Annotated in this window: 16 protein-coding genes and 3 pseudogenes; 1 reads left to right on the forward strand and 18 read right to left on the reverse strand. The window is 49.4% G+C overall.

Translation table 11 applies throughout. The features are described from left to right. The first annotated feature begins 209 nt into the window (after positions 1–209). On the forward strand, positions 210–467 hold the full coding sequence (locus BK126_RS04955) for a hypothetical protein (RefSeq protein WP_076311556.1): 258 nt from the start codon (positions 210–212) through the stop codon (positions 465–467). Between the two features lie 352 nt (positions 468–819). On the opposite strand, the gene BK126_RS04960 is transcribed toward BK126_RS04955, so the two are convergent. From BK126_RS04960 to BK126_RS05040, 18 genes and pseudogenes are all read right to left on the reverse strand, one after another. Next, positions 820–1,728, reverse strand: coding sequence for a nucleoside hydrolase (locus tag BK126_RS04960; protein WP_256702702.1), 909 nt, complete (start codon positions 1,726–1,728; stop codon positions 820–822). Positions 1,729–1,738: 10 nt separating this feature from the next. Further along, positions 1,739–3,328 carry a glycoside hydrolase family 43 protein gene (locus BK126_RS04965; RefSeq protein ID WP_076311557.1) on the reverse strand — a complete coding sequence of 530 codons (1,590 nt, stop codon included), beginning with the start codon at positions 3,326–3,328 and terminating at the stop codon, positions 1,739–1,741. 39 nt (positions 3,329–3,367) lie between these two features. Beyond that, complete coding sequence (locus BK126_RS04970; RefSeq protein ID WP_076311558.1) at positions 3,368–5,425, reverse strand: beta-galactosidase; 2,058 nt, start codon at positions 5,423–5,425, stop codon at positions 3,368–3,370. A gap of 38 nt (positions 5,426–5,463) precedes the next feature. Continuing rightward, on the reverse strand, positions 5,464–7,908 hold the full coding sequence (locus BK126_RS04975) for a glycoside hydrolase family 3 N-terminal domain-containing protein (RefSeq protein ID WP_076311559.1): 2,445 nt from the start codon (positions 7,906–7,908) through the stop codon (positions 5,464–5,466). Positions 7,909–7,942: 34 nt separating this feature from the next. Further along, a complete protein-coding gene (locus BK126_RS04980; protein ID WP_076311560.1) occupies positions 7,943–9,019 on the reverse strand; it encodes a family 43 glycosylhydrolase in 1,077 nt (358 codons plus the stop codon). 50 nt (positions 9,020–9,069) lie between these two features. Then, positions 9,070–9,954, reverse strand: coding sequence for a carbohydrate ABC transporter permease (locus tag BK126_RS04985; RefSeq protein WP_076311561.1), 885 nt, complete (start codon positions 9,952–9,954; stop codon positions 9,070–9,072). A 20-nt stretch (positions 9,955–9,974) separates the two neighbouring features. Further along, positions 9,975–10,931 (reverse strand): ABC transporter permease, encoded by a 957-nt coding sequence (locus BK126_RS04990; RefSeq protein ID WP_083655723.1) that lies wholly within the window; start codon positions 10,929–10,931, stop codon positions 9,975–9,977. Positions 10,932–11,004: 73 nt separating this feature from the next. Next, positions 11,005–12,738: an extracellular solute-binding protein gene (locus tag BK126_RS04995; protein WP_256702703.1), complete on the reverse strand. Its 1,734-nt coding sequence runs from the start codon at positions 12,736–12,738 to the stop codon at positions 11,005–11,007. A gap of 253 nt (positions 12,739–12,991) precedes the next feature. Then, positions 12,992–14,167, reverse strand: coding sequence for a helix-turn-helix domain-containing protein (locus BK126_RS05000; RefSeq protein WP_256702787.1), 1,176 nt, complete (start codon positions 14,165–14,167; stop codon positions 12,992–12,994). Between the two features lie 99 nt (positions 14,168–14,266). Continuing rightward, positions 14,267–14,602: pseudogene (locus tag BK126_RS29725) on the reverse strand (response regulator); the annotation flags it as partial. A gap of 4 nt (positions 14,603–14,606) precedes the next feature. Continuing rightward, positions 14,607–16,328 (reverse strand): sensor histidine kinase, encoded by a 1,722-nt coding sequence (locus tag BK126_RS05005; RefSeq protein ID WP_076311563.1) that lies wholly within the window; start codon positions 16,326–16,328, stop codon positions 14,607–14,609. A gap of 173 nt (positions 16,329–16,501) precedes the next feature. After that, positions 16,502–18,535, reverse strand: a complete 2,034-nt coding sequence (locus BK126_RS05010) for a PKD domain-containing protein (RefSeq protein ID WP_076311564.1) — start codon at positions 18,533–18,535, stop codon at positions 16,502–16,504. A gap of 260 nt (positions 18,536–18,795) precedes the next feature. Further along, positions 18,796–19,080 carry a hypothetical protein gene (locus BK126_RS05015; protein WP_076311565.1) on the reverse strand — a complete coding sequence of 95 codons (285 nt, stop codon included), beginning with the start codon at positions 19,078–19,080 and terminating at the stop codon, positions 18,796–18,798. Next, a pseudogene (locus tag BK126_RS30090) lies at positions 19,062–19,760 on the reverse strand (SDR family NAD(P)-dependent oxidoreductase). The gene BK126_RS05015 and the pseudogene BK126_RS30090 overlap by 19 nt, the downstream one beginning before the upstream one ends. A gap of 111 nt (positions 19,761–19,871) precedes the next feature. After that, positions 19,872–20,111: pseudogene (locus tag BK126_RS30195) on the reverse strand (helix-turn-helix domain-containing protein); the annotation flags it as partial. Between the two features lie 90 nt (positions 20,112–20,201). Next, positions 20,202–21,749, reverse strand: a complete 1,548-nt coding sequence (locus BK126_RS05030) for a DUF5060 domain-containing protein (RefSeq protein WP_076311567.1) — start codon at positions 21,747–21,749, stop codon at positions 20,202–20,204. Positions 21,750–21,810: 61 nt separating this feature from the next. Then, complete coding sequence (locus BK126_RS05035; protein ID WP_076311568.1) at positions 21,811–22,764, reverse strand: nucleoside hydrolase; 954 nt, start codon at positions 22,762–22,764, stop codon at positions 21,811–21,813. A gap of 38 nt (positions 22,765–22,802) precedes the next feature. Further along, positions 22,803–23,684 carry a sugar phosphate isomerase/epimerase family protein gene (locus tag BK126_RS05040; RefSeq protein WP_076311569.1) on the reverse strand — a complete coding sequence of 294 codons (882 nt, stop codon included), beginning with the start codon at positions 23,682–23,684 and terminating at the stop codon, positions 22,803–22,805. Between the last annotated feature and the right edge of the window lie 21 nt (positions 23,685–23,705).

Raw genomic sequence — 23,705 nt, forward strand, 5'->3', positions numbered from 1 at the left:
GTAACTTATATTAGAACAGTCAAAATAGGCGGAGACCGTGCAAGGTCTACCATTCCACGTTGCATATATCCCGATATACACGTCTGTGAAATCGCTAGCCACTTCGGCGGACAGCAAAAAGCAGTTGTCGGAGCCAAAGGCTCTTATCTCCCCATTTGGTTCATCTCCCGCTAGATCCAGCTGCTTCTCTCGTCAGGAAATGGTTTCCAATGAGCAACAAGATCTCGACTACGGAAAATCGGAACGCTGGGAAAGTTAAAAAAGGAACTGATATTTTTAAAAAGAGTTGGTCCCTACTTTGCATAGGGCTCGGATGTGGAAAAAAAACCGGTATGACGGGATTGAATTTCACCTCTACTCCGGCAGATATTTTGGCTCTATCTCCTTTCCTCATTAGCGAATGGATATCAAGAATGAAGAGAAATCCACAACCGAATGCGATTGTGGATCAGCCGTTTAAAAAGTAGAATGCTGGGATTTCGCTCCCCTCATTTCTATGAAACAGGTCGTTCCAACCATGATGCACTGATACACGTTGTAAGGAACCTTCCACACGTCATCTTCTTAATAAAGATGACGTGTGCCGCAGAATATAATGTTCTACAGGTTAAATTGCGGTAGCCATTCGTAAAAGTGGTCAAGAGACTCACGGACTAAAGGGCAAGTTTGTAGGAAGTCCGGTAAAAATCAGAAAGTAATCCGCGTTTACATCGGATTACTTTCTGTATTGCGAAATGTCTACCAGGTCATATCGGTCGGATAACACATCGGAAACATCTCTGCCGTTCATCCTACGATGCTATATGCAGAGCTCCGTTTTTATTCCTTTGACCTTTTAGCGAACAACTCCAGTTTAGCGTACATATCTTCCAACGTAAATCGGACATCTACATTGCGGTAAACCCGGATCAACCGTTCCGTTTGATGGTGAACATAATGCATGTCGGCGGTAATTCGCGGCGCGGGAACGGTAACGAAACCGTCCGAGTACTCAAGATCGTCTAATATAAGACTTACGACCGGAGAATCTCCCAAGCCCCAACACTCACCTCTTGGCCACCCGTGCGCATTATCGTTATTAAATTGAATGAGTTGCTCGAAAAGGTACTTCCCGATTTCGCCGTGCGGCTTCACCCTGGATTCCAGTTCCGCCAGGCTGACCCGCATTGTGCTATATACGTTTTGCGGTACTTGCCAGAGTGGAATACTCGAGCCCATAACCACGTTAGCCGCGTGGATATCATTACTCAGGTTGAATTCCAATCTTCCGTTAGGGTAAGGTCCTCCACCGATCCAAATTGCCGTCAATCGGTCTGCAATGCGAGGCTCCATGAGGTATGCAGATGCCAAGTCGGTCAATGGCCCAAGGAAAACGACGAAGAGCCGGTGGGAATCATCAGAGAGCGCTTCGCGGATGATCGCCTCCGCGCCTCCCGAGACAACGGGCGTTTGCTCATCCTGCATTGCCTGAGGAGCCCCTTTGTAAACCGGAACCTCTCCTACATCCCCCATCAGGTTTAGAACACGCTTCACTTCGGCATAACTTTCTTCCATCGAATCCGTTGTCCGCCAAGTACCGAAATGTGCCGCAATGATTCCTTTGTTGATGAACATAGGCGTGAGCAAAGCATGTACGATAGCGTATTGGTCGTCCGCCTCATTCTTAGCATCCGTGTTCATGAGAACTCTTACCCGCTTCGGGTCTGGCACTTGAAAATTCATACTCATCCTACTCATCCTACTTCCGTTCTACATATTCAAACCAATCAAAATCAGCATGCTTATCCTTGCCGCTCATATCCTGACAGCAAATGCCCACGAAAGCACCAGTAAAGGCCATTTCATTATTAAACTCATCTGAAAGGGTACTCGCGTCAAGGACGGGACCTATTGGGACCCACGTTTCTTCATCCCTCGAATAATAAAATTGTAATTGATCGTAGTCTACCGTCACTTCGAGATAGACCCGGTCCCAGCCCTCTATCGAAACATCATGCACAGGCTGGCTGAATGCGATATTTTGGGCAGCAACGATTCCAATGCACTTGCCTAGCTTCTCATCATTACTGATTCTAAGATAGTAGAAATTACGTCTGTCGTACAAGCAGATCAGTCCAGCCATTTGTTGAAAGTTTCCCGGCTCAAATTCAACACAGGTTGATGCCGAATATTGAAACGACTGCTGCCTTCTGGCAATCAAGCTTTGCTTATGCGTGGAAATTAACGATTCCTTACCCTTTAGTCTCAGATAACCGGGTCTTTCCTTTAAGGACAGCATATCCTCGCCTAACGGAATTCGGAGTGATGCGAAATGGATGTTTAATCGGTCGGAATTAAAATCGTCTCTGGTCGGTTCCGGTTCCCATTTATATTCAGGAAGATTCGGCGCCTCTACCTCAACGAGGGGATTATTGCCTCCGTGAGCCAATCTGAACCATCCATCTTCCGTCCACATCATTTTTTGGATAGCGGTTTCTCTTCCCAGGCTGCATCTCCCCGTTGTAGATATAGGTCTAGCGCAAAGATGTGCCATATACCATTCTCCATTAGGCATGTCCACGATGCACCCATGCCCCGCTTTCTGCAATACCAGCGTGGTGTCAGGTCTGGATGTTAATATGGGATTGGCGGGGTCGATCTCATACGGTCCCTCAATTGATTTTGAACGAGCCATCGTTACCGCATGGTGAATACCGGTGCCGCCTTCTGCCGTCATCAGATAATAGTAACCGTTATGCTTATAAAGATGAGGACCTTCGGTGATACCGATACTAGATCCTTTAAAGATGTTGACTGGCTCGCCTATGAGCCTCTTCTCTTCAAGCGAGAACTCCTGGAGCAGGATTCCCCCAAAGAGGTTCTTTACATTATTGCCCATCCGATAGTCCCACAGCATGCTTACGAGCCACTTTCTTCCGTCATTATCATGGAATAAAGACGGGTCAAACCCGCTGCTGTTCAGATAAATCGGCTCAGACCACTCACCATGAATATCAGTGGCCGTGACGAGATAATTATGCGTGTCCTTAAATCCCCATCCATCTACCGCTACTGCATTGGTATAGATGAGATAGAACACACCGTCGCTATAACTCAGGCATGGGGCCCAAACTCCCCCGGAGCATGGCACTCCTTTTAGATCCAGCTGAGATACTCGGTTTAGCGGATGCGAAATAAGCTTCCAATTAACCAAGTCCTTTGAATGGTGGATCGCCACGCCGGGGAACCATTGAAAGGTTGAAGTCGCAATATAAAAATCCTCGCCTAATCGAAGAATGGATGGGTCTGGATTAAATCCTGACAATACTGGATTGGAAATCGTTTTCACGCTTTACTCCTCATAAGCTATTTTTTTGAAAAACTTGCATCATTGCTGCTCCAAAATGAATACGCCATACGGTTCCATTCGAACCTCATTGACCAAGGTCATTCCGGATAACAGCTCCTTAAACGCCTTCTTAAACCGAACGTTGACCGGTCTTTCGGAGTAATTCAGTAAGAAGGCATACTTCATTTCATCCAAGGCTCGAACGCCGAATTCGACTTCTGGCGGGGCATCCCACCAATCGGCGGAAGGCGATGTAAGTCCCAACTCGTCAATTAGCGCATCGACGACCGGTTCGTGGAATGCAGCTCCATAATACCAAACTTCACCTTGACCGAACGGCCGCTTCGTCATAGCCGGTTTACCCGCATAATACTCGGTAGCGTACTCAGCAACGATTTGAACCTGCGGATCCGCTGGGCGTAATATCTCGTTAAAACCAACAGTTCGCGTTCCCGCAGGTAAGCTTCTTTCGCCGATCCAACGAATCTCCGCCGGTGGTACCGTGCCCTTAATCAGCGTATAATCCTCGATTGTGATTCCACAAAGCTTGGCAACCGCCCCCGGGAAAGGCCTCATATAACAATGTCCGTTCAAATTTTTATAACCGGTGCGCGCGCCGAACAGAAGCCTTCCTCCTTGCTCGGCATACGCTGCTAGAAGCAATGCGGTTTGGTCAGACATGATCGCCGGATGCGAATAAATAATAAGCTCGTATTTCAACAAATCCTCTAAAGCGATTGTCTGGCGCAATGTTATAATGTCTACGGGGATATGCCGATATTGCAGCTGCTTGTACCAAGATCGCACGCTTTGTCCATGAAGGGGGCCGTGCCATTCGTCAAGCTCCCCGTCCCAAGAGTTGTCGTAATCCTGCATAATGGCGACATCCGCCCGATACGTCGTCCCGGAGACAAGAGCTCCGATCCGCTGGAGCTCCTCGCCTACCTGGGCGACCTCCTGACCCCGCCTGTTCGGCTCATTGTGGTAGTCGTTGATGCCGTGCCAGTAAATTTCGGTGCCGAATGTCGCCGTCCGCCAACGGAAGTAGACGAGCAAGTCAGCGCCGTGCAGGATGGATTGGTACGACCATAACCGGATCTGTCCAGGCCTCGGCGTCCCCATGCCAAATCGGTTCGTCCATCCGCCCGGACCGGCCTGCTGTTCCATGATGCAGAAATTTGGCGACATCGAACGGACGTTGGACAGTCCCATGCCGGAACCGCGGTCCATGAGCGGATTGTGATCCGTATCCGGAAAGATAGTGGAAAACTGTGGATAAGAATCGTGTGAAAAGAAGTCGAGCACGTCCTCGGTCAGCTGATGGTTGTCCAAGTGCCCGAAAGTCCCGTTCGTCGTTATCCAATGATGCGGTGCCAGTTCCCGGATAATATCCGATTGAAGCTTGGCGAATGATATCGCAATATCCGAGATAAATCTTTTCTCGTCTAAAGCCAAATGCGGATTCGGCGATCCGGAAACGGTCGGCTGCGTCAGGCGAACCTGTTCCCAATCGGTATAGGTCTGACTCCAGAATATGGTCCCCCAGGCCTTGTTCATTTGCTCAAGCGTTTCGTAACGGCTCTTCACCCATTCCCGGAATGCGATTTGATCGGATTCCGAATAGAAAACATTGACCTCGCAATTCAGTTCATTATCGATCTGCCAGCCAATGACAGCAGGATGATCACGATAGGCTTCCGCCATTTTACGCACGATCTTCGCGCAAACCTCCCTGTACTTCGGGCTGCTGTAGTTGTAATGACGGCGTGCGCCGTGCCGATATAACACGCCTTCTACGTTAGCATTCAAGACTTCCGGATAGCGCTGAGTCAGCCAGGCCGGAGGAGTGGCCGTCGGCGTTCCGAGAATGACCTTTAAACCATGGTCATGAGCCAAGTCCAACACTCGAAGAAAGAAGCTGAAATCATATCGCCCTTCTTCCGGCTCAAATATGGCCCAAGCGAACTCGGCCACCCGGATAACTGAAATATTCATCTCCCGCATGCGCCGAAAATCGTCAGCCCACAGCTCCTCAGGCCAATGCTCCGGGTAATAACAGACGCCAAGCTGCAAGCTGTGCATGCTTATGGATTTCATGAGCCGATTCTTCCTCCCTTATTGCATAGACAAATGCATTACGAATGAATGATGGCATTTGCATAAAACCCTCTTGTTCTTCCGTCAATGAACAAATCGGAGCAAATCCGGAAAGAGCCTTTGACCCGGATGTCATGGGAAGAAGCCCCAATCATAGCTTCGATTTCGCCAGCCTCGATTTTCCACGTCATATTGGTATCCAGGAAAGCAAATTGACTCGGATCCATAATGAATTGGATCGTTCTCGTCTCGTCCGGTCTCAATGGAACTCTTACGAAACCTGCCAATTCTTGAACGGGACGCACCACGCTTGCATATTTGTCACGAATGTAGAGCTGAACGACTTCCTCACCAAATACCTCTCCTGTATTTGTTACATCGATCGTTACGATGACTTGGTCCGTGGGCTCATATGCCTCCATGCTGATCGTCATGTTCGAATAACGGAAGGTCGTATACGAAAGACCATGTCCAAAGTAATACCGGGGCTCTCGAGGGCAATCTAAATAACTCGTATATTCGTTTATTGTGCCGACATGATAGCTCGACCCATGATCGTGATTATAGAAAAGAGGAACTTGTCCGGCGTTGTAAGCTACCGAAACCGGCAATCTTCCCGCCGGATTATAATCACCGAATAAAATATCCGCCATGGCTTTCGCACCGTATTGTCCCGGATTCCAAGCTTCGAGAATAGCGTCGAGGTGTTGGTCAGCCATGTCGCTCGATATCGGTCTGCCGTCAAAATGAACCGCTACTGTCGGCTTCTTCAATGCCGCAAGTTTGCGGATGAAGCTTTCCTGACATTCAGGAAGCCCAATACTCGTCGAATCGATTCCTTCACCCGTTGTACAGAACATGCCCCATCCATGTTTTCCACCTAAAGTAAGGATGACCACATCGGCTTCGAATGCTACCGCCAGTGCCTCATCGTGCATGGATGTATCGTCCCCTGCATAGGCGTAACCATAAGCATAGGTTACTTCAGCATTCGGGCATTCCAGAATGATCTGCTCCAGTAGATGATTACACGTCGGATAATGCTTTCTTACGAGCTCCTCCGTTTTTGCGCTTTCGACCTGCACGATACTTCCGGGATACGTGTAGAGATTCTTATCCACGCCGAACTCGCTCGCGCTCAGATTAGAAATTTTTTCGAAGTCCACACCTGCCATTGTGTTTCCGACATTCAGCATGGCATCGAACAAACTCGTATACGAATATCCTCCGAATAATGATCTCGTGGATGCCGCATGATGGCCGATTACGGCGATTTTCTTCTGAGCAGTCCTTTTTAGGGGAAGCAGACCCTTATTTTTCAGCAGCACGATCGATTCACGCGCTGCTTTCAAGCTGGTTTCTCTATTGTTAGGATCTGCATATATACGTTCTATCTCATCGCTCGACATCGGATAAGGATTCTCGAACAATCCCAACTCAAACTTCGCGATTAATACGTGACGGACAGCCCGGTCGAGAATCTCGATCTCAACCTCACCGTCCTGAATACGCTTCATTAAATCATCGTTATAGCAGTCCTTGGAAGGTAATTCTACGTCCATACCGGCCTTCAAGGACAATTCACCGGCATCCGTCCTGGTCTCAGAAACCATATGCCTTGTATGAAGCTCCGAGATGGAGGTGTAGTCGGATACGACCAAGCCGTCAAAACCCATTTCCTCCCGCAGAAATTCGGTAAGATACCTTCGGGAACCAACGACGGGTTCGCCATCGATGGAACTGTACGTATTCATGATCGATTTCATGTTTGCAAGGGTTATGGCAGCCTGGAAAGGCTTCGCATATACCTCTCGGAGCATTCTTGGAGGAATCGGCGTTGTGGCAGCATGAATGCCTCCCTGGGTCATATGGTAGCCGACAAAATGTTTGGCGCATGCCAGTACCCCTTCTTTGAGGTCCCCATCGTTTTGCAAACCCGATACATAAGCTGTTCCCATCGCGGCCGCCAACGCAGGGTCTTCCCCATACGTTTCGCCTTGACGTCCGAAGCGAGGATCGCGGGAAATATCCAACACCGGGGCGAACGCATGCGAAACGCCGACAGCCCGAGCTTGATTGCGAATAATCTTGGCCAGTTCCTTCTGAAGCGCGGGATTCCAGGTGGAGGCTTGCCCGATTCCCGGAGGGAAGCTTGTTGCTTCGGGAAGCAACGCACCCGCTAATGTTTCTAGATGAAAAATAGCGGGAATGCGGTGATCGCTTAATTCCATAATTTTATCCTGGATGCGTGTTACCTTTTCAACAACAGACTCCTTACTGTCCAATTCGCCCGCGAAAAGCATAACGACTTCCCCAGCGCCCTGGGGATAGTCCTTCTCAAGCTTTTCAATAGACCCTTTGTCCGGCATATAGCCGACAATTTGCCCCATTTTTTCTTCGATACTCATGCGCTGCAATAAATCATCCGCGCGCTCTTGAGCAGACAGGGAAGTATCTAAATAGTTGCGCGCTCTTCTATCCATGCGTTTCCTCCACTCCAGCATTAGCAAGTCATGATTACTCGTAGTCCTCTATTTTCCATTCTTCCTTCCAATCCAGGTAAGCCATGTTCCCATCGAACCGGACCGGAAGCCATACATAATCAGAATTGCAAGTATCGAAATCGAGCGATACGGGCAGTTTGTCTTCAACTTTCAGCACATAGTCGATTTCCGGATCGAAGATCGACTTATAAATGTCGGCTGCGATGTGGGATTGCGTTCCATCCGCATAACGATCCCCTACAAGCTCCGGAAGATTCGGTATCCATCGATCCGCGAGCGCTATATACAGGTCTTTCTTGAACGGGTGCTTAAACACGGACGTAATCTGCGAATTATAAGACGTTCGCGACCGGTCGTCCGGATGCGGATCTCCCAGAACATCCCACGGACCATGGAAGGTTTTCGCGCAAGCGACTTCCGAAGGGTTCGGATGATAGCCTGTTGTTCCGGACGTAAATAAATAGTGCAGTCCTTTTCGGTTGAAATAAGCAGGCGCTTCGCGCACGTAAGGAGGCTGGATATTTGGAAAATGCGTAGAATAATAGCCAGTTACGTCCGTATAATCGTCCGTCAAGTCGGCGCATATAAGTTCGGAATGGACTCTTTCAAAGTAATAATAAGCCTTGCCTTCCGGAGCGACGACCAAGTCGAAATCGCCGGCGCCCATATTTAAAGGACGGATATCTTTGTTAACGACCGTGTAGGGACCCAGGATATGGTCAGCGGTCAGGATCGTGGATTTTTGCCCCTCTTGCCTCATGACCTTCACCCAACAAACAAATTTCTGCGTCGACTGGTTAAAGATAATATGCGGCCTGTCCATATATTGAGCAGGATGCAGCGGGGAATCAGCGTCGTCAACGTCGGGAGGGATGATCACGCCTTTGTCTTCCCAGTTGTATAAGTCTTTGGAGGCGTAGCATCTTACTCCCCAGTGCCAAATTCCGCTGCCGACTTTCGTCTTTTCTTTGTTTTCCCCGTACCAATAGAACGTATCGCCTACGGTAATAATAGATCCGCCGTGAGCCTGGATTCGTTTGCCTTCGGTGTCCAGCCATACTTGGCCCGGTCTGATCGAATTGTATGTCATGCGATTAACTCCTTCGTAGTAAGCATCTTACGGATACCTCCGGAATGCGGCTATTCTTTCACGCTGCCGAGCACGATCCCCTTCATGAAGAACCGCTGCAGGAACGGGTATACGAGCAGAATCGGCAGCGAACCAAGGAAGATCTGAGCGGACTTGAAGGTGCGGTCGCTGATTTTCGACAATTCCGCAATCGTTTCAAGACTTGCGTTATTGAAATTTTGCTGGATAACTACTGTCTGCAGGTAACTCTGGAGCGGGTAATTTTCCGGCGTGTTCATGAAGATAAGTCCGTCGAACCAGGAATTCCAGTGGAAAACCATGGTGAACAGCGTAATGGTAGCCAAAGCCGGCGCGGATAATGGCACGTACACTTTCCAGAGCGTGGTCCAGTGGCCGGCACCATCCATAAAGGCTGCCTCTTCCAATTCCTTCGGCAAGCCCCGGAAGAAATTGAGCAATAAGATCATATTAAAGATCGGAACCGCTGACGGCAGGACAAGCGCCCAGACGGAGTCGAGAATTCCGGTGTATTTCACCATCATATACAACGGAATAAGTCCGCCGTTAAATAGCATAGTAAACACAAACACCCATGCGTAAATCGTCCGCCCCCGGAATTTGTTTACCTCTTTCGACAGGGGGTAAGCGACGAGTATCGTCAGCACCATATTGACGGTCAGACCGACGGCGACGCGTTTGATCGTCATCAGGATGGATTCGAAAAACTCTTCTTTTCCAAGGACATACTTATAAGACTCCAGTGTGAATTCGACTGGCCATAGCTTGACGTAACCTGCCGCAGCAGCGGAACTGGAGCTGAACGATACCGCCAGCACATGAACGAGCGGTAATATGCACAGAACCGACAAGAGCGCAAGGAAAATGTAATTAAACCCAATAAATATTTTACGGCTCAGCGTAAAGTGTTCCACCATAATTGTTCGTCCCCTTTTCCTTAGAATATCCTGTAGTTGGCGAAACGGTAGGCAAGGAAGTAAGACGCTGATAGCAAAATCAGAGAAACGACCGACTTGAAGAGACCAACGGCTGTTGCTACTCCATATTGTGCATCAACGATGCCAATCCGGTAAACGAATGTATCGATAATGTCGCCTGTTTCATACACTTGAGGACTATACAAATTGTATACCTGATCGAAGCCGGCATTGAGGACTTGGCCCAAAGCCAGCGTTGCTGTCAAAATAATGATCGGCGTCATACCAGGCAAAGTCACGTACAGTGTCTGCTTCCACCGATTCGCGCCGTCGATTACGGCTGCTTCGTACAACGTTGGATTAATGCCGGTGAGTGCGGCCAAATAGACGATGGTATTAAACCCGAATTCCTTCCACACATCCGAGGTAACCAGAACGGAGCGGAACCAGTCATTGCTGCCCAAGAAATAGATCGGTTCGATTCCGAACCCCTTCAACATTTGGTTGACGATTCCGTACGATGGGGACAGAATATCGATTAAAACCCCTCCGAGAATAATCCAAGACAAAAAGTGTGGCAAGTACACCAAAGTCTGAACCGTTCGCTTGAATAGCTCCTTGCGAACTTCGTTAAGCAGCAAAGCAACCACGACCGGAACGATTAAACCGACTACGATCTTCATCACGGCAATGATAAGCGTATTCCAGATGATCTGAAAGGATCCAGGCAATGTCATAACGTAGCGGATATTCTCAAGGCCACTCCACTCGGAATCAAATATGCCTCGAGCAGGGTTAAAATCCTGGAAGGCGATTACAGCACCAAGCATAGGACCGTAGCTGTAGACGAGAATTAGGAGCAGTCCCGGCAAGATCATGAGATGCAAGGGCAGCTGAAACTTCCATGCGCGTTTTTTTTCCGTTCTGACCGCCGATTCCACGATGGCTATTCGATTTTCTGTCACTTTATTCAACACGGCGGATCTTCCTTTCATCCCCATATGGCCGAATTCTGCCCTCGCGGAGGACAGAATTCGAATTTGGGTTCCATTATTTTTCGTTCATTAATTCATTGACTTCCTTCGTCATCTCATCGCCGCCGAGCTTCTTCCAGTTCTGGACGAAAGTGTCGAAGCTATCAAGCGATTCACCGAGAATTATTTGCGTGAATGTCTGGAGTTCTTGTTTTAGCAGAGTAGAATCACGCTTTGCCATCGTTTCCGTCATGACCTGGTTAAAGGCGCTTGGCAGCAGCAAGCCGCTCTTATCATAATTATCGATTACGTTGAAGGAAGAGTCCTCCGGACCGAAAACGCGGTTCAAGGCCCAGTCAATCGTCTCCAGCTTTTCACCGTCCACAACTTTCTTGACGCTTCGATAAGCACCCATCTGTTCGACGGAAACGTCGGATTCATTCTTCTCACCACTCGTGAATATTTGTTTCATCAAGCGATGCGTATTCAAGTTCTTTTCCGGTTCAGCTGTATAGATGGAATACATCCAACGCTCTATTCCATCAACAGGGCTTGTTGCCAGTTTGTCGACTTGTTCCTGCGTGTACGTTTTACCGTAAGTGACTTCAAAATACAGATTAATCATTTTAAGCAGCGCTTCCGGATTCTTCGCATCCTTAGTCACAGCAAGATATTGCGGCGTTTTAAGATTAATACCCGGCACTTGCGCTTTTGCAGGCTGTCCATCGCTGGACACGAGCGGGTACGGCTTTATTTCCGCATTCGGATCGGTGTTCTTAAGATCTTGCGCTACAAGTGGGGCCGACATGCTGCCGAACCACAAACCAATCTTGCCGGCGACAATTAGCTCTTTCTCTTTGTTCCAATCTTTCACGCCAAACTCAGGGTCGATATACCCCTTTTTGTACAACTCTTGCAACTTGCCAAGCGCCGTCTTCACTTCCGGCTGAATACTGCCGAATACAAGGCTGCCATCGTCGTCTTTAACCCAATTCGCCTTTCCTTGTTGGCGCGGATACGCGTTATAGCTATTGAAGAACCCTTCCAGCCCGTCAAAAAATCCGTACAGATCTTTATCCATGGCCATGCCGAACGTATCCTTTTTCCCGTTACCGTCCGGATCCTGGTTCACAAACGCATCCATGATCTTAAAAACATCGTCCATGGTCTTTGGCGCCTGAAGACCCAACTTCTCCATCCAATCGACGCGGATCCAAATCATCTGTGCTTGGTCAATTTTTGAAGTAGGGGCCGGAATTGCAAGAAGTTGGCCGTCGAAGGTGGCGGATCCAAGCGCTTCAGGTCCTGATGACGTTAAAACTTCCTTCGTCAATGGACTGGCATACTTCTCGTAGATCTCAGTCATATCCGCCAGTTTGCCCGCATCTGCCAGTTGTCGCAGTTGCGAGGAGTTCAGTGGAACGATATCCGGCAGGTCTCCAGATGCGATGGAAACATTCATCTTTTGTTCGCCTTGACCTCCAGGCTCATCACCTGTAACAGACCATTCATTTTTCAACTTAATGCCAAGCTTGTTCGCATATTCCTGATACCATACGTTATCGTCAATCGTTTCTCCATTTGCGAATTTTACTGTCGGACTGAGAATGCGTACCGTTGAGACTTCAATGGGCTCCGCATATTTCCCCAGATATAGATCCTCCGGATTGGTAGATTCCACCGCAGGAGTTGCCCCAGTATTGGCATTTCCCTCTTTGCTTGCGTTATTCACAGAACTGCATGCGCTTGCTACTAAGCTAAGGACCAACAGACTGGATGCAGCAGCCAACATTCCTCTACGTTTCTTCATGCTTTGTTCCCCCGGTTTTGTTTTTTTAAGAGATCTCTTGAATTAAGTATAGTAAAAAGGCCCCCTCACCGTATATTGCACTTTGTTTGTATTCTGTAACTTTGTTTGCGAGTTTTCGTTCACCCGTTTCATGCTCAGGGAAAAGGAAAAAGGAAAGCCTCGGGCTTAGGCTTTCCTTTTATGGTTACGATATTCAAGTGTTAGAATAAGTTTCCTGGGAAAATCGACTACCGTTTCGCTTTCAAGTTTCAGGCTACAGCCTGCTTCGGAATTCCTGTGGCGTAACGCCGACATGCTTCTTGAAAACCCGGGTAAAATACCCTGCCGTATCGAAGCCAACCGCCACCGCGACTTCTTGCACCTTCACCTGCGATTGCGAAAGCAATGCCTTCGCGCGCTCTACTCTCAATTCTGTAATGTAGTCGGAAATGTTGCGTCCGGTATAAGTCTTATACAAATTGGACAGATACGACGTATTTAGATAGACGACGTCTGCCAGGTATGCCAGCGAAAGATCTTTGTCCAGGTGCTCGACGATATAGCGGTTCAGCTTGTTGATAATGCGTTCTGTCCGCTCGTCCTGCTCTTGCTTCCCATGCCGAATGAGGCCGCTGCCCATCTCACTCAGGAACTGTACCGCCTGCTCTTTCGTCTTGTGCGCGTTTACGTCAAGCAGACGTGGGACTGTCGTCTCGGCATCCGTGCAGTCCCCTTTATCGTTCGGGTTCATTTTGTTCCATTGATTGAGCAATATAACGGCAACGGCGTAATACGTCTGCGCATAGACGGTGAATTTATTCGGCAAGCTCCGGAACAACTCGTTTAGCAACTCCAAGAACAAGGGCTTCTGCCCCCTCTCGACGGCGCTCTCGATTCTGGATATGACCATCGCAGGTACCTCTGAGATCTGGGCCGCACTTTCCTCCGCGCGGTATTGGAGAATCATTTCTTGCCCGTTGCCCAGTCCCAGAATCAGGCTTTGCTTCAAAAGATGATAAATCTTCGCGATATCTTCCCAATCCGCTTGGCTTCCGTAACTTATAAACGACACCGGTATTTGCAGTAACGCCTTGCATGTTTGCTGTATACTTTCCAGCGTTCCCTGAATGTAAGTCGGCAATTCGTCCCATTCCGTTTCGTCGGCATTCTTCGGCTGAAGAAGCCATACGAAGTAAGCGCCCCCTAGCATGACGGATAGCATACAAACCCGGTCCATGAACTCTTCGGCAATATTTTGGACCGCGTATAAGAGTAGCGATTGATCGGATAGACTGTAACGTTCGTCCCAATGGTCGACGCGGCCGCAGACCAGCATAACTGCCTCCTCAGGACGGAGCAACGTGTCGAGCTCCCTCAGACGAGCGGGGAGATTGTCTGTTGCCGGTCTGCCCTGCTCCACGAGAGCGGTAAACCATTCGCGGCGCATCATCGGCAGCAACTCCTTCATTTGGCCTTTTGCCCGAATCAGCAGGTCCTCGTTGCGAAGGTCTTCCTCGATCGCGTTCGAAGCGCGCTGAATACTTTGGACGATTGCTTCGTCGCCTTCGGTTTTCAGAATATAGTCTGCGCCGCCTCCGCGCTGTGCTTGCTGCGCATATTGGATATCGTTTACACCCGTCAGGAAGATCACTTTGCAGCGCGGCCAACGGGATTGTATCCATTGCTGTAGTTGCAGACCGTCCATTTCCGGCATACGGATATCACTTAAGACGATATCCATTTTCGTGCGGGACAGCCAACCAATAGCTTCTTCTGCGGAATACGCCCGGTAAATATCCAGGTCCATGTCCGACTCGTCCAGAAGCATCTCGTAAAGCCCATCCACAGTAAACGGTTCGTCGTCAACGATCATTAATCTATACATGGGTTTAACCTCCTTGCAAAGGAATTGTAATGATGATTTTAAGTCCGCCGAGGACACCTTTACTTAAATGCAGACCAGCAGAGCCGCCAAATTTGATCTGCAGCCGTCTGTGCACATTGATCATGCCCGTCGTAACCGTGACGTCCTGCTGTCCGTTCAGCAGAGACTGAAGACGGGCAATTTTTTCTTCCTCAATCCCTCCACTGTCTTCCACGCGGATGAGCAGCTCGGTTTCTGTCACATGGAAGTCGACTTCGAGTATGCCGCCTTTTGCCCGTTTCTCCAATGAATGAACAAACGCGTTCTCAATAATAGGCTGAAGAATGAGCCGCGGTACAAGAAGCTGCTCCACCTCCTTCGGCATATCGGCGAAGTGAACCGCGATCCGGTTGGAGAATCGAATCGACTGAATCTCCGTATACGACTTCGAGTGAGCCGCTTCACTGGCTAAGGTGACTTCCTCCACATCGTCTCTGGTGATGAACTGAAAATATTCGCCGAGGTGCTTGGTCAGCCCCATTATCCTTTCGTTGCCGTCCTGCTTAGCCATGCGGTACAAAATAAAAAACGTGTTGTACAAAAAATGAGGGTTGATTTGAGATTGTAGATGTTTCAGCTCAGCGAGGCGAATCCGATACTGCTGCTCGTACACTTCTTGGATCAATCGCTTGAGCTCCCGGATCATCGCATTCAGCTGCCGGTATAGATAGCCGAACTCATCTTGGAACGGGTAATCTACGGACACATCGAATCGGCCTTGCTCGATTTTGCGGAACGAACGGACAAGCAGCATGAGCGGCCGGTGGATAATGCGGTACATGCTAAACGAGAAGGCGATTATAACCAACACAGCGACGCCGTATAGGACAAATACCCAGTTGCGATACCGGTCGAGCGGTCTCTCGACCTTTTCGGATGGTACAACCATCAGCAGCTTCGTATTTAGAATTTCCGATTTTTTGACGGACAGCAGATAATCTTGGTTATCGATCGAGACTCTTCTGTTGCCTTCCTCCGCCCTGTACAACAAGTTCATCGTTTCATTGTCCAATGGCGGGGCGTTTGTGCCTAATGAAGACCATACCATTTGATCACTCGACAGAATGGCAATGCTGTCTTCTAAGGTAAACTGCTTGAGCTTAGCGGAAATCTCCGCACTGGATATCTCCACGACAATCAGAAACAGCGGCGAATTGTCGACGTACCCGTACGGCATCGTAATAAATACACGATCATGCCAATTTAGAAAAAGCGAATCAAGCGGATTCATTGGCTCAGATAACGCCCGGAACATCTCGTCATTGAAATCAACAATCGAATTTGAGTCGGATGCCACAATCCTGTTCATCATGGGAATAAAGACCATCGCATTCTTAATAAACGCACTCGATCGACTCAATAGATCCATCTGCTGCTTCAGTCGAAGCACTGACCTGTTTCGTTCGATGACCGGCATAATCTCCGACGTTGTACTCAGCTTTAATAAATCCTCGTCATTGACGTACTCCCGCAGGAGCCGCATTGTCCTGTCAAAGTCTCCGTCTAGGATGTCCATATACAACTCTACGCGCGAAGACAACGAACTCGAGATCTCTTGTCGGACGATATCCGAACCGGCTTCGTTCATCTGTAGTCCTAAATAGAAAAGCGGTGTCAGCACCATTAGAAAGGTGAGCGCAATCTTAGGCAATATTGGGAGTGATCCTAGTTTCTTGATCATCTGCATCTTTAACCTTCCCTGCTTAAAAATTGGAGCCGCATCGGGAGCGACTTCCATTATCATATCGATATTATGACGAAAAGGGAAAGCCGATTTGCGGCTTTCCCTTTATTCTTTTCTATAAAAGCTCACTCGATGCTCGTTTTCTGGCTGCCATTCGAACTATTATTGTGTAGCGTTTAATGAACGACTACTCGAGCCCGGCCAAGGTTTTGGATCTGCGCGAAAGCAGTCTCCGTGTCTCCTTCACGCTGGGAAGTGACTCGAATAGCTGGGTAGTAGGTTCCTGGTTTGGTGTACTTGAATTTCATCGAGATGTTAACTGTCTGCCGCGGAGCTCCGAACTTCCATGCTTTGAAATCGCCTGTCCCGGTGAAATCCCATTCGGTTGCTACAATTTTTCCGCTTCCTTGCGGTACCTGAATCCGCGCGATGAAGGTGACGGTCTGACCAGCCTTAACCTCAATCTTCGCGGCGCTATTCACAGTCAAATTGACAACTGGTTGTATACCTTGGCGCTCCGTTGCCTTCTCTGGAACTTTAACCTGACCGTCGACTACTTCATACTTGGTTGAACGTGCAGGAGCCGCGCCTTTTTCTACCCATGCACTTACATCCCGCAGCGCTTGCTGGAGAATGCCATCGTACTGGACGAGCCTTGGAGTACGTGCAGGGCTGATGTGATCTGCATTATCGTTGTACCATACCCGGAAGTTATCATCGAAACGATTGCCGAGCGCCTCTTTTACCCTCGCGCTATACCAGTCAGCATTCCATGGATAAGCATCCATATCGAACAGGTTCACGACCATAATCACTTTAGCGTGGATATTGCCATTGTATGCAGCTCCGCCGGACACGCTTCGAGTGATGAGCCGTCCAATTTCCATGGCACGCTGCGGATAAATCGGCGTACCGTCAGCTGTTCTGAATTGCTCCCAGGCCGTATAACTTTGCGCCTTCGGCACCTGGTGCCGGTGATAGGAGAGAGCAGCTAGGTACCAGCGATTATCTATTTTCAGCTTTGCGCCGGTGTTGATTGCAGACAATACGTTCTCAGGGTTCCCTTTCCCGATGGTGAATACCTTCGTCTTCGCATCGAATGAACCTGACAGCTTCCCGACCACCGCCGTGCCGTCGTCTTTAAGCAAGGTGTAATCGAGCCAATACGTCGGTGTCGTAATGGCAGGTGCCTGATCAAGGGACAGACTAGTCGCGACGTTATGTGCATCGCGGGTGACTTGCGTAACGGTGGAAAAGTAGTCGACCTTCGATGAACGGAATAATTCGCCAAGAGCCGACTGCTCCGTCCCCAGATACCCTGGCTTATTCCAGAAGTCCTCCACATAAGTCGGGTCCATACCGCGAAGGGCAACCAAAAAACCGAGCAATCCTTCAGCATCATGCAACCCGAGTAAGTAGTTATAGTCTTCCCAGGCACGCAGAGGTACACCTAGTTTCGTGACCTCCTGCAGGACCGCCTTCTCCATATCATTTAGCCCGGCATACGGATTTCCGCTGCCTCCAGGTCTCACCGCATCTGCGATTTGCTGTGCTTTCTTCTCTAATACAAAACGCGCGAATGCCCGTATGAAGAAATTATTGGGAATTGAGGTTGGAACGCCTGTAATGTAAGGCACGGCGCCATCCCAAACTCCCTCACTGCCCTCTAACGCACCAATGGTCTGAAAAGAGCCCCCGCTGCCACCGTAGATATATCCGTAGATTCGTCCGGACCAGCCGTAGTACTTCGCCGCCACCGTTCTGGAGAACTGAGCCGCGGCGGCATCGACTCGGTAACCGCCTCCACCGTTTGTTTGCACGGTGTAAGCCCCGCTGTCCGCGCCGAAGCTAACATTCACATTGGTAGCATTCTCATCCTGAAGCGGATACACGAGCTGATAGAATCGTCCGGTAAACTTGCTCTTCGCCGGGAAGTAGAAGGTAAACTTCTTGTCTGTCCCTTCAAAATGACCCATTACCTTACGATGGGGCACCGGTGTAGTCAGATCCGTCTCGCTGTCTATAACAGGATTGTTGTACAACGGATCTACACTGTTCGGTGTAATCAGCGTAGAGGTGCTTACATTTGACGATGCCGTGCTGCCTTCTGCAGCGGAGGTGCCAATGCTTGGCATCAGCATTGAGCTGAGCATCACCATAGCCAGTGCACCCGCAGCCGCCTTGCGAATGATTTTTCTCGAAGAAATCATGTAACTATCCCCCATCTTTTGAATGCGCTTTCTTGAATGAATGGTCCATGCGATTTGACGTAAAGCGTAAGAGATCTCTCGTAATTAAGTATATAAGAGGATGACTGAAAGGCATATTAGACTTTGTTTGGATTCTGAACTTTTATTTGTGAGTTTGGGCTGTTACGTACGGGCTCAATGCTTTTAAAGCACAATTAGGGGCCTCCCTTTTCAGGGGCCCCTTTTCTTTTTGTGGCCGTTGCAAGCATCGACTATGAAAATTATCTTACCCAGTTACTCGACTTGACGATGGAAACATAGTCTTTCATTAACGTTTGAGGAACCGTCTCTATTAACTCCTCTACCGTCCATGGTCCTTCCATCTTCTTGATGGTGCTCGCTTCTTGGGGTTCCGTATAAAGCGTAACACGCGCATCGCCCGTTACGGAGAATACCGATCCGTTAATATATTCGGCTTCTTGTGTGGCCAGATATGCCAAGAATGGAGCCATGTCTTCCGCTGGCCCGTGCGCCGCTTCGACCGCTTTCATTCTTTCGGAGTCCATCCGAATTTTGCTGCCTGTAAGCTCCTCAATTTTTTTCTTGGCAATTTCGAAGTTGAGGACGTGTCCCGGCGAATCCGCTTGGGGACAAATCGTATTAACGGTGATACCGGAGGGGCTAATTCCTTCGCCGCCGCCTTACTGACGCCAACTAGCCCCGCGTTGCCCGCACTGTAAGCGGCGAGTCCGGGAATGCCAACCCAAGCGTCGGACGCGATATTGATGATCCGGCCGAATTTCTGCTAGATCATATGCGGAATCGAGTGCTTCATCGTATTGTAAGAGCCTTTAAGCTTCGGAATCGTCTGGTAGTCCCAATCCGCTTCCGACGTATCGTTCAACGTTCCGGCCCCAAGACCCACGGCATTATTAACCAGGATATCAATTCTGCCCCATTGATCGATCGCCGTTTGAATCAGCTTGCCTGCAGTTTCATAATCGGCGACATTCCCGTAGAACGGAATCGCTTCTCCGCTCGAAGCATTGATCTCGTTTGCCGCATGCTTGGCCCTTGCCGTTTCATCCAATATGCTCAGATCAACCGCTTCCTTCTGCGCGTTTGGCTTCCGGTTATTCGTAATGACCCTCGCGCATTCGCGAGCAAGAACGAGCGCGATGCCCTTACCGATCCCTTGTCCCGATCCCGTTACGATGGCTACTTTCCCCTCAAGACTTTTTCTCATACGTATATTCCCGCCTTCTCGATGATTGTCGCTTTCACGTAATCTAAATATACCGGGGACGGCAGAGAGCGTTTACTAGATAGAGGCTGTATTTATCAGATTTATGCTTTTTTAATTGCGCGCGGTTGCGGCAAGCTTCTGGATTCCTACGGAATGGGCCCGATACTGGCCGGGCGTCTTGCCCGTTTCTTTACGGAAACATTCCGTAAAATGGCTCTGCGAACAATAGCCCAAACGTTCCCCGATCTCGACTAAAGAAAGCGAGCCATGCCGCAGCAGGTTTTTCGCCTCGGCAATCTTTCTCTTCCGGATATATTCGGAGATCGTTGCTCCCGTCTCATCTTTGTAAACATGGGAGAGATCGGCGGTCCCGAATAATCTAGATCTAAAAAGAAGGGTTGAACAGCCTTATAGCCGTTCAACCCTTGTCTGAGACGGAGATCAAATACGCGTCGCAATTACAGCAGTGCCTTCCTTACCCGGCAGCCGCAGTTTTGTCTTGCCGCTTGCCTTTGGGATGATCATCTCCCGGGTCATTTCCCATATATCGATAAGATCGATCGCATAGTCGCCTGCTTCAGGCAAATCCAACGTAAAGAGAGACTGACAGCTCTTGCCGAAGTAATGGATGAAGCAATCATCGCCGTGACGGCCTGCGTAAGTCGCATTATTCATCGACAGAAGCGCCCGATCCACGGGATTCATGCTCAGGATTTGTTTAAGATACGGATTATGTTGGACAGATGGATTGTCTGCCGTCATTTGCAAATCATTCGGGTTAATTCTAAACTTGCCTTGGACAGGTTGGATTTCGCCCTCCAACCCGTATACGATTTCTTGAAGAAACCGAATCCGCTTCACGCTTTCTCCGTGCAGATCGCCGCCCTTCGACCACCACAGAACCTCGTCCTCTCTGTGATAAGTCTCTCCATGCGTACAATATCCGCCCTTGAGGGTAACCGTCCAAAAGCGGTGTGCCATTTCGAACGCCGAAAGGTGACCCCAACTCTCTTCAATATTGCCTTCATATTCACATTCATCGATAACGACCGGTTTCTGAAATTCATTCTTCCAATCTTCAGTCTTATGCACTAAGGCTGACTGGATGGAACAGTGCGTAATCCACGGTCTCTTGAAATCGTACAGCTGAATCCAGTTATGGATAGACAACAGATGTTGATAGGGATCTTCCTGACGAATAAAGTTCCCGAAGCTTTCCCATTCTTCCTCTGTCTTCCTGAACACCATGTCATATTCATTGGCCAAGCTCCACCATATATTCCTGAAGGCGGACAGCCTCCTAACGCAATACTTAAGATAGGCCAGATTATCTTCTCTGCTCAACTCGTCGAAACCCCAGCGGCCTTTATCATAGGGATGGAACAAGATCAGATCCGCCTCGATCCCCATATCCATCAGGTCTTTCAGTTGATTCTCCAGATCGGTCCAGTAGCCGAGATCAGGGTTGTGTACATCCCATTTGCCTTCTGCGTTTTTTGTAAAAGGATAACGCTCCGGGTCATTGTTGTTGTAAACCATGCTTTTAGGAAACAGACACATCCGAATTTTATTGAATGGACTTTCGGACAACGTTTTCTTGGTCCGCTCCCGAAGATCGACCGGCTGGTGCGTCCAAGCATACGCAGTGGTTCCGAACGGGATGTACTTGGTACCGTCCGCATATTGAAAGTGCGTGCCGTTCGTGATCACGGGCCCATGGTTGCGGCCCGTATTCTCGACACATTCAAACTCGCCGTAACTGTCGTCCGGATCCGCGAACGAAGAACCAATCTCATACCGCCAAATCCCTTGTTCTTGGGGCATGAACCGTATCTTGTATTCGCGGTTCCCGTTATAGAAGCCGTTTATCGTAAACCTCTGGTCCCCGTTCTTGAAAACGGCCGAGCAATCCACGACAACCCGCGAATCGGCAGGCTCTTCGCCCTTTAATAGAAGTTCAAAAATGTCAAACCGCTCTACGCGTTTCAAGCGTTTCCCTCCTTAAAGTAATTACAATTGCTTCTTATTAGCCCCCCGGTTGTTGGAGCCTTTAGCCAAAACACAGCTTTAGCTTCGAGAAGAAATCTTCCAACGTCATCCTGGTATCGACGGCGTCGTAAACACGGATTTCTTTCCCATCGGGATTTGGCGCATAAGTCAAATCATCTTGAATATAAGGCGCTTTTTCCGTATGCCAGCAGACGCGGCTTTCACTCTGAAGGAGAACGGAAATCGTTGGATTATCGCCCAGGGTCCAGCTTTCGCCATGAGGGAATGGAATCCGCATCGGCGCTTGGCCGAAATACTCGTTCAGCTCGAGCATCTGCCGGCAGAGATAGGCACCGATTTCTCCGTAGGGCTTTACTTTGTCCACGAGTTCAGCCAACGATATTTCCATCGTCATGTAGGTCGTCCTCGGGATTTGCCACAGCTTAATCGGCGATTCGAATACGATTCGCGACGCGATCAGATCGGACTTGATATTTGCCTCGTCACCTCCACTCGGGTAACCGCCGCCTCCGATCCACACAGCGGTGAGCCTGTCTGCGATGCGGGGTTCCTTTTTATAGGCAATGGCAAGGTCGGTGAGATTCCCTTGCAGCGCAATATACAGCGGCACGTCGCTGTCCCTCATCGCCTCTTCGATAATGAGGTCGGCCCCTTCGCTTTCGGGCAGATCGTCTTCGCCGGCAAGCTCGAACCGGCTGCCTCTTAAGAGCGGAACATCATTAATCCCCATAAGTCCGAGAATCTTCTTGCCCTCTTCGATGCTTTGATCCATACTCGAGCCTCTCAACGCCTTAAGCGAATCTATCGTGCGATATTTCCATTCGAAGTGAGCCGCGATGATCCCCTTTACCTCGAAGCATGGCGTTAGCAAATGGTGCGCAACCGCAAATTGGTCGTCAGCTTCCGCCTTAATATCGCTGTGGATGATCACGCGCTTCTTTTTAATCTGCGGTACGGTATACCCCAGTCTTTCCAAGACATCGCTTCTTTTCATTTTGATAGCCCTCCGTCAGGGTCCTGATCAGCCCCGTATTATGAAATGATGCCAAGTAAGAGCCGCTCCAGCAAGCGCCGCTCTTGAGCCAAGCTTCCGAACTTATCCGCGGAAGCCCCAATATTCTCCGTTAACGCATAACGCACATGCCCCCTCTCGTTAATGAGCTTACAGAGCTCCTGCACGTTAACGGTCCCGCTCCCCAAATCGGCATAATCATTAGGCGCCGTTAGCGAAGGGTAGATCATAAAGCTGTCGAAGGCCTTGCCGCTTTGCTCCAGACCCGCAATAATATTGACCGGAAATTTCGGCGTCCGGCTGATGTCCTTCAGATGAACGATGTCACAGCGGCTGCCAAGCCGGGCAAGAATGTCCGCCGGAACTTGCCCGGAGCGGAGCACCCAGCCCAGATCCAGTTCAAACCGCACGTATTCCGGATCCGTATTGTCGATTAATTCCTCGTATAACGTCCGTCCACCATCGATGAGGAATTCATGGGCGTGATTATGGTGATAGAACGCGAATCCGTTCTCCTTCATCTGCTTCCCTACGCGGTTCATCTGCTCCGCAGCCGCAAGCGCCTCGTCCCGGCTGCTCACCCACATCGATGGAATCGCGATTCGACGGCATTTCAGCTTTTCATAGTAGCTGAACATCGCATTCCAATCCGGATGTTCGAGCGGCAAATCCAAATTCAATGGCTCTTGTGCCGCGAGGACGGTCAGGCCAAGCCGATCAAGCTGATCCTTGACCGTTTCGGCAGACATCTCATCCCGATACCGGGAATAGCCGCGTATGTTGTAACCGACCAATTCGATGCCGCGGTAACCTGCCTCCGCGATCCGCTCCAGCGTCCCGAAGTAATCCTCGCTCAACTCGCGTTGAACGGAGGAGAGATTGACGCCAATTTCGACTGCCATATGCAAAGCCTCCTTCCCTCC

The sequence above is a fragment of the Paenibacillus sp. FSL H7-0326 genome, from assembly GCF_001955535.1.
Classification (GTDB): domain Bacteria; phylum Bacillota; class Bacilli; order Paenibacillales; family Paenibacillaceae; genus Paenibacillus; species Paenibacillus shunpengii.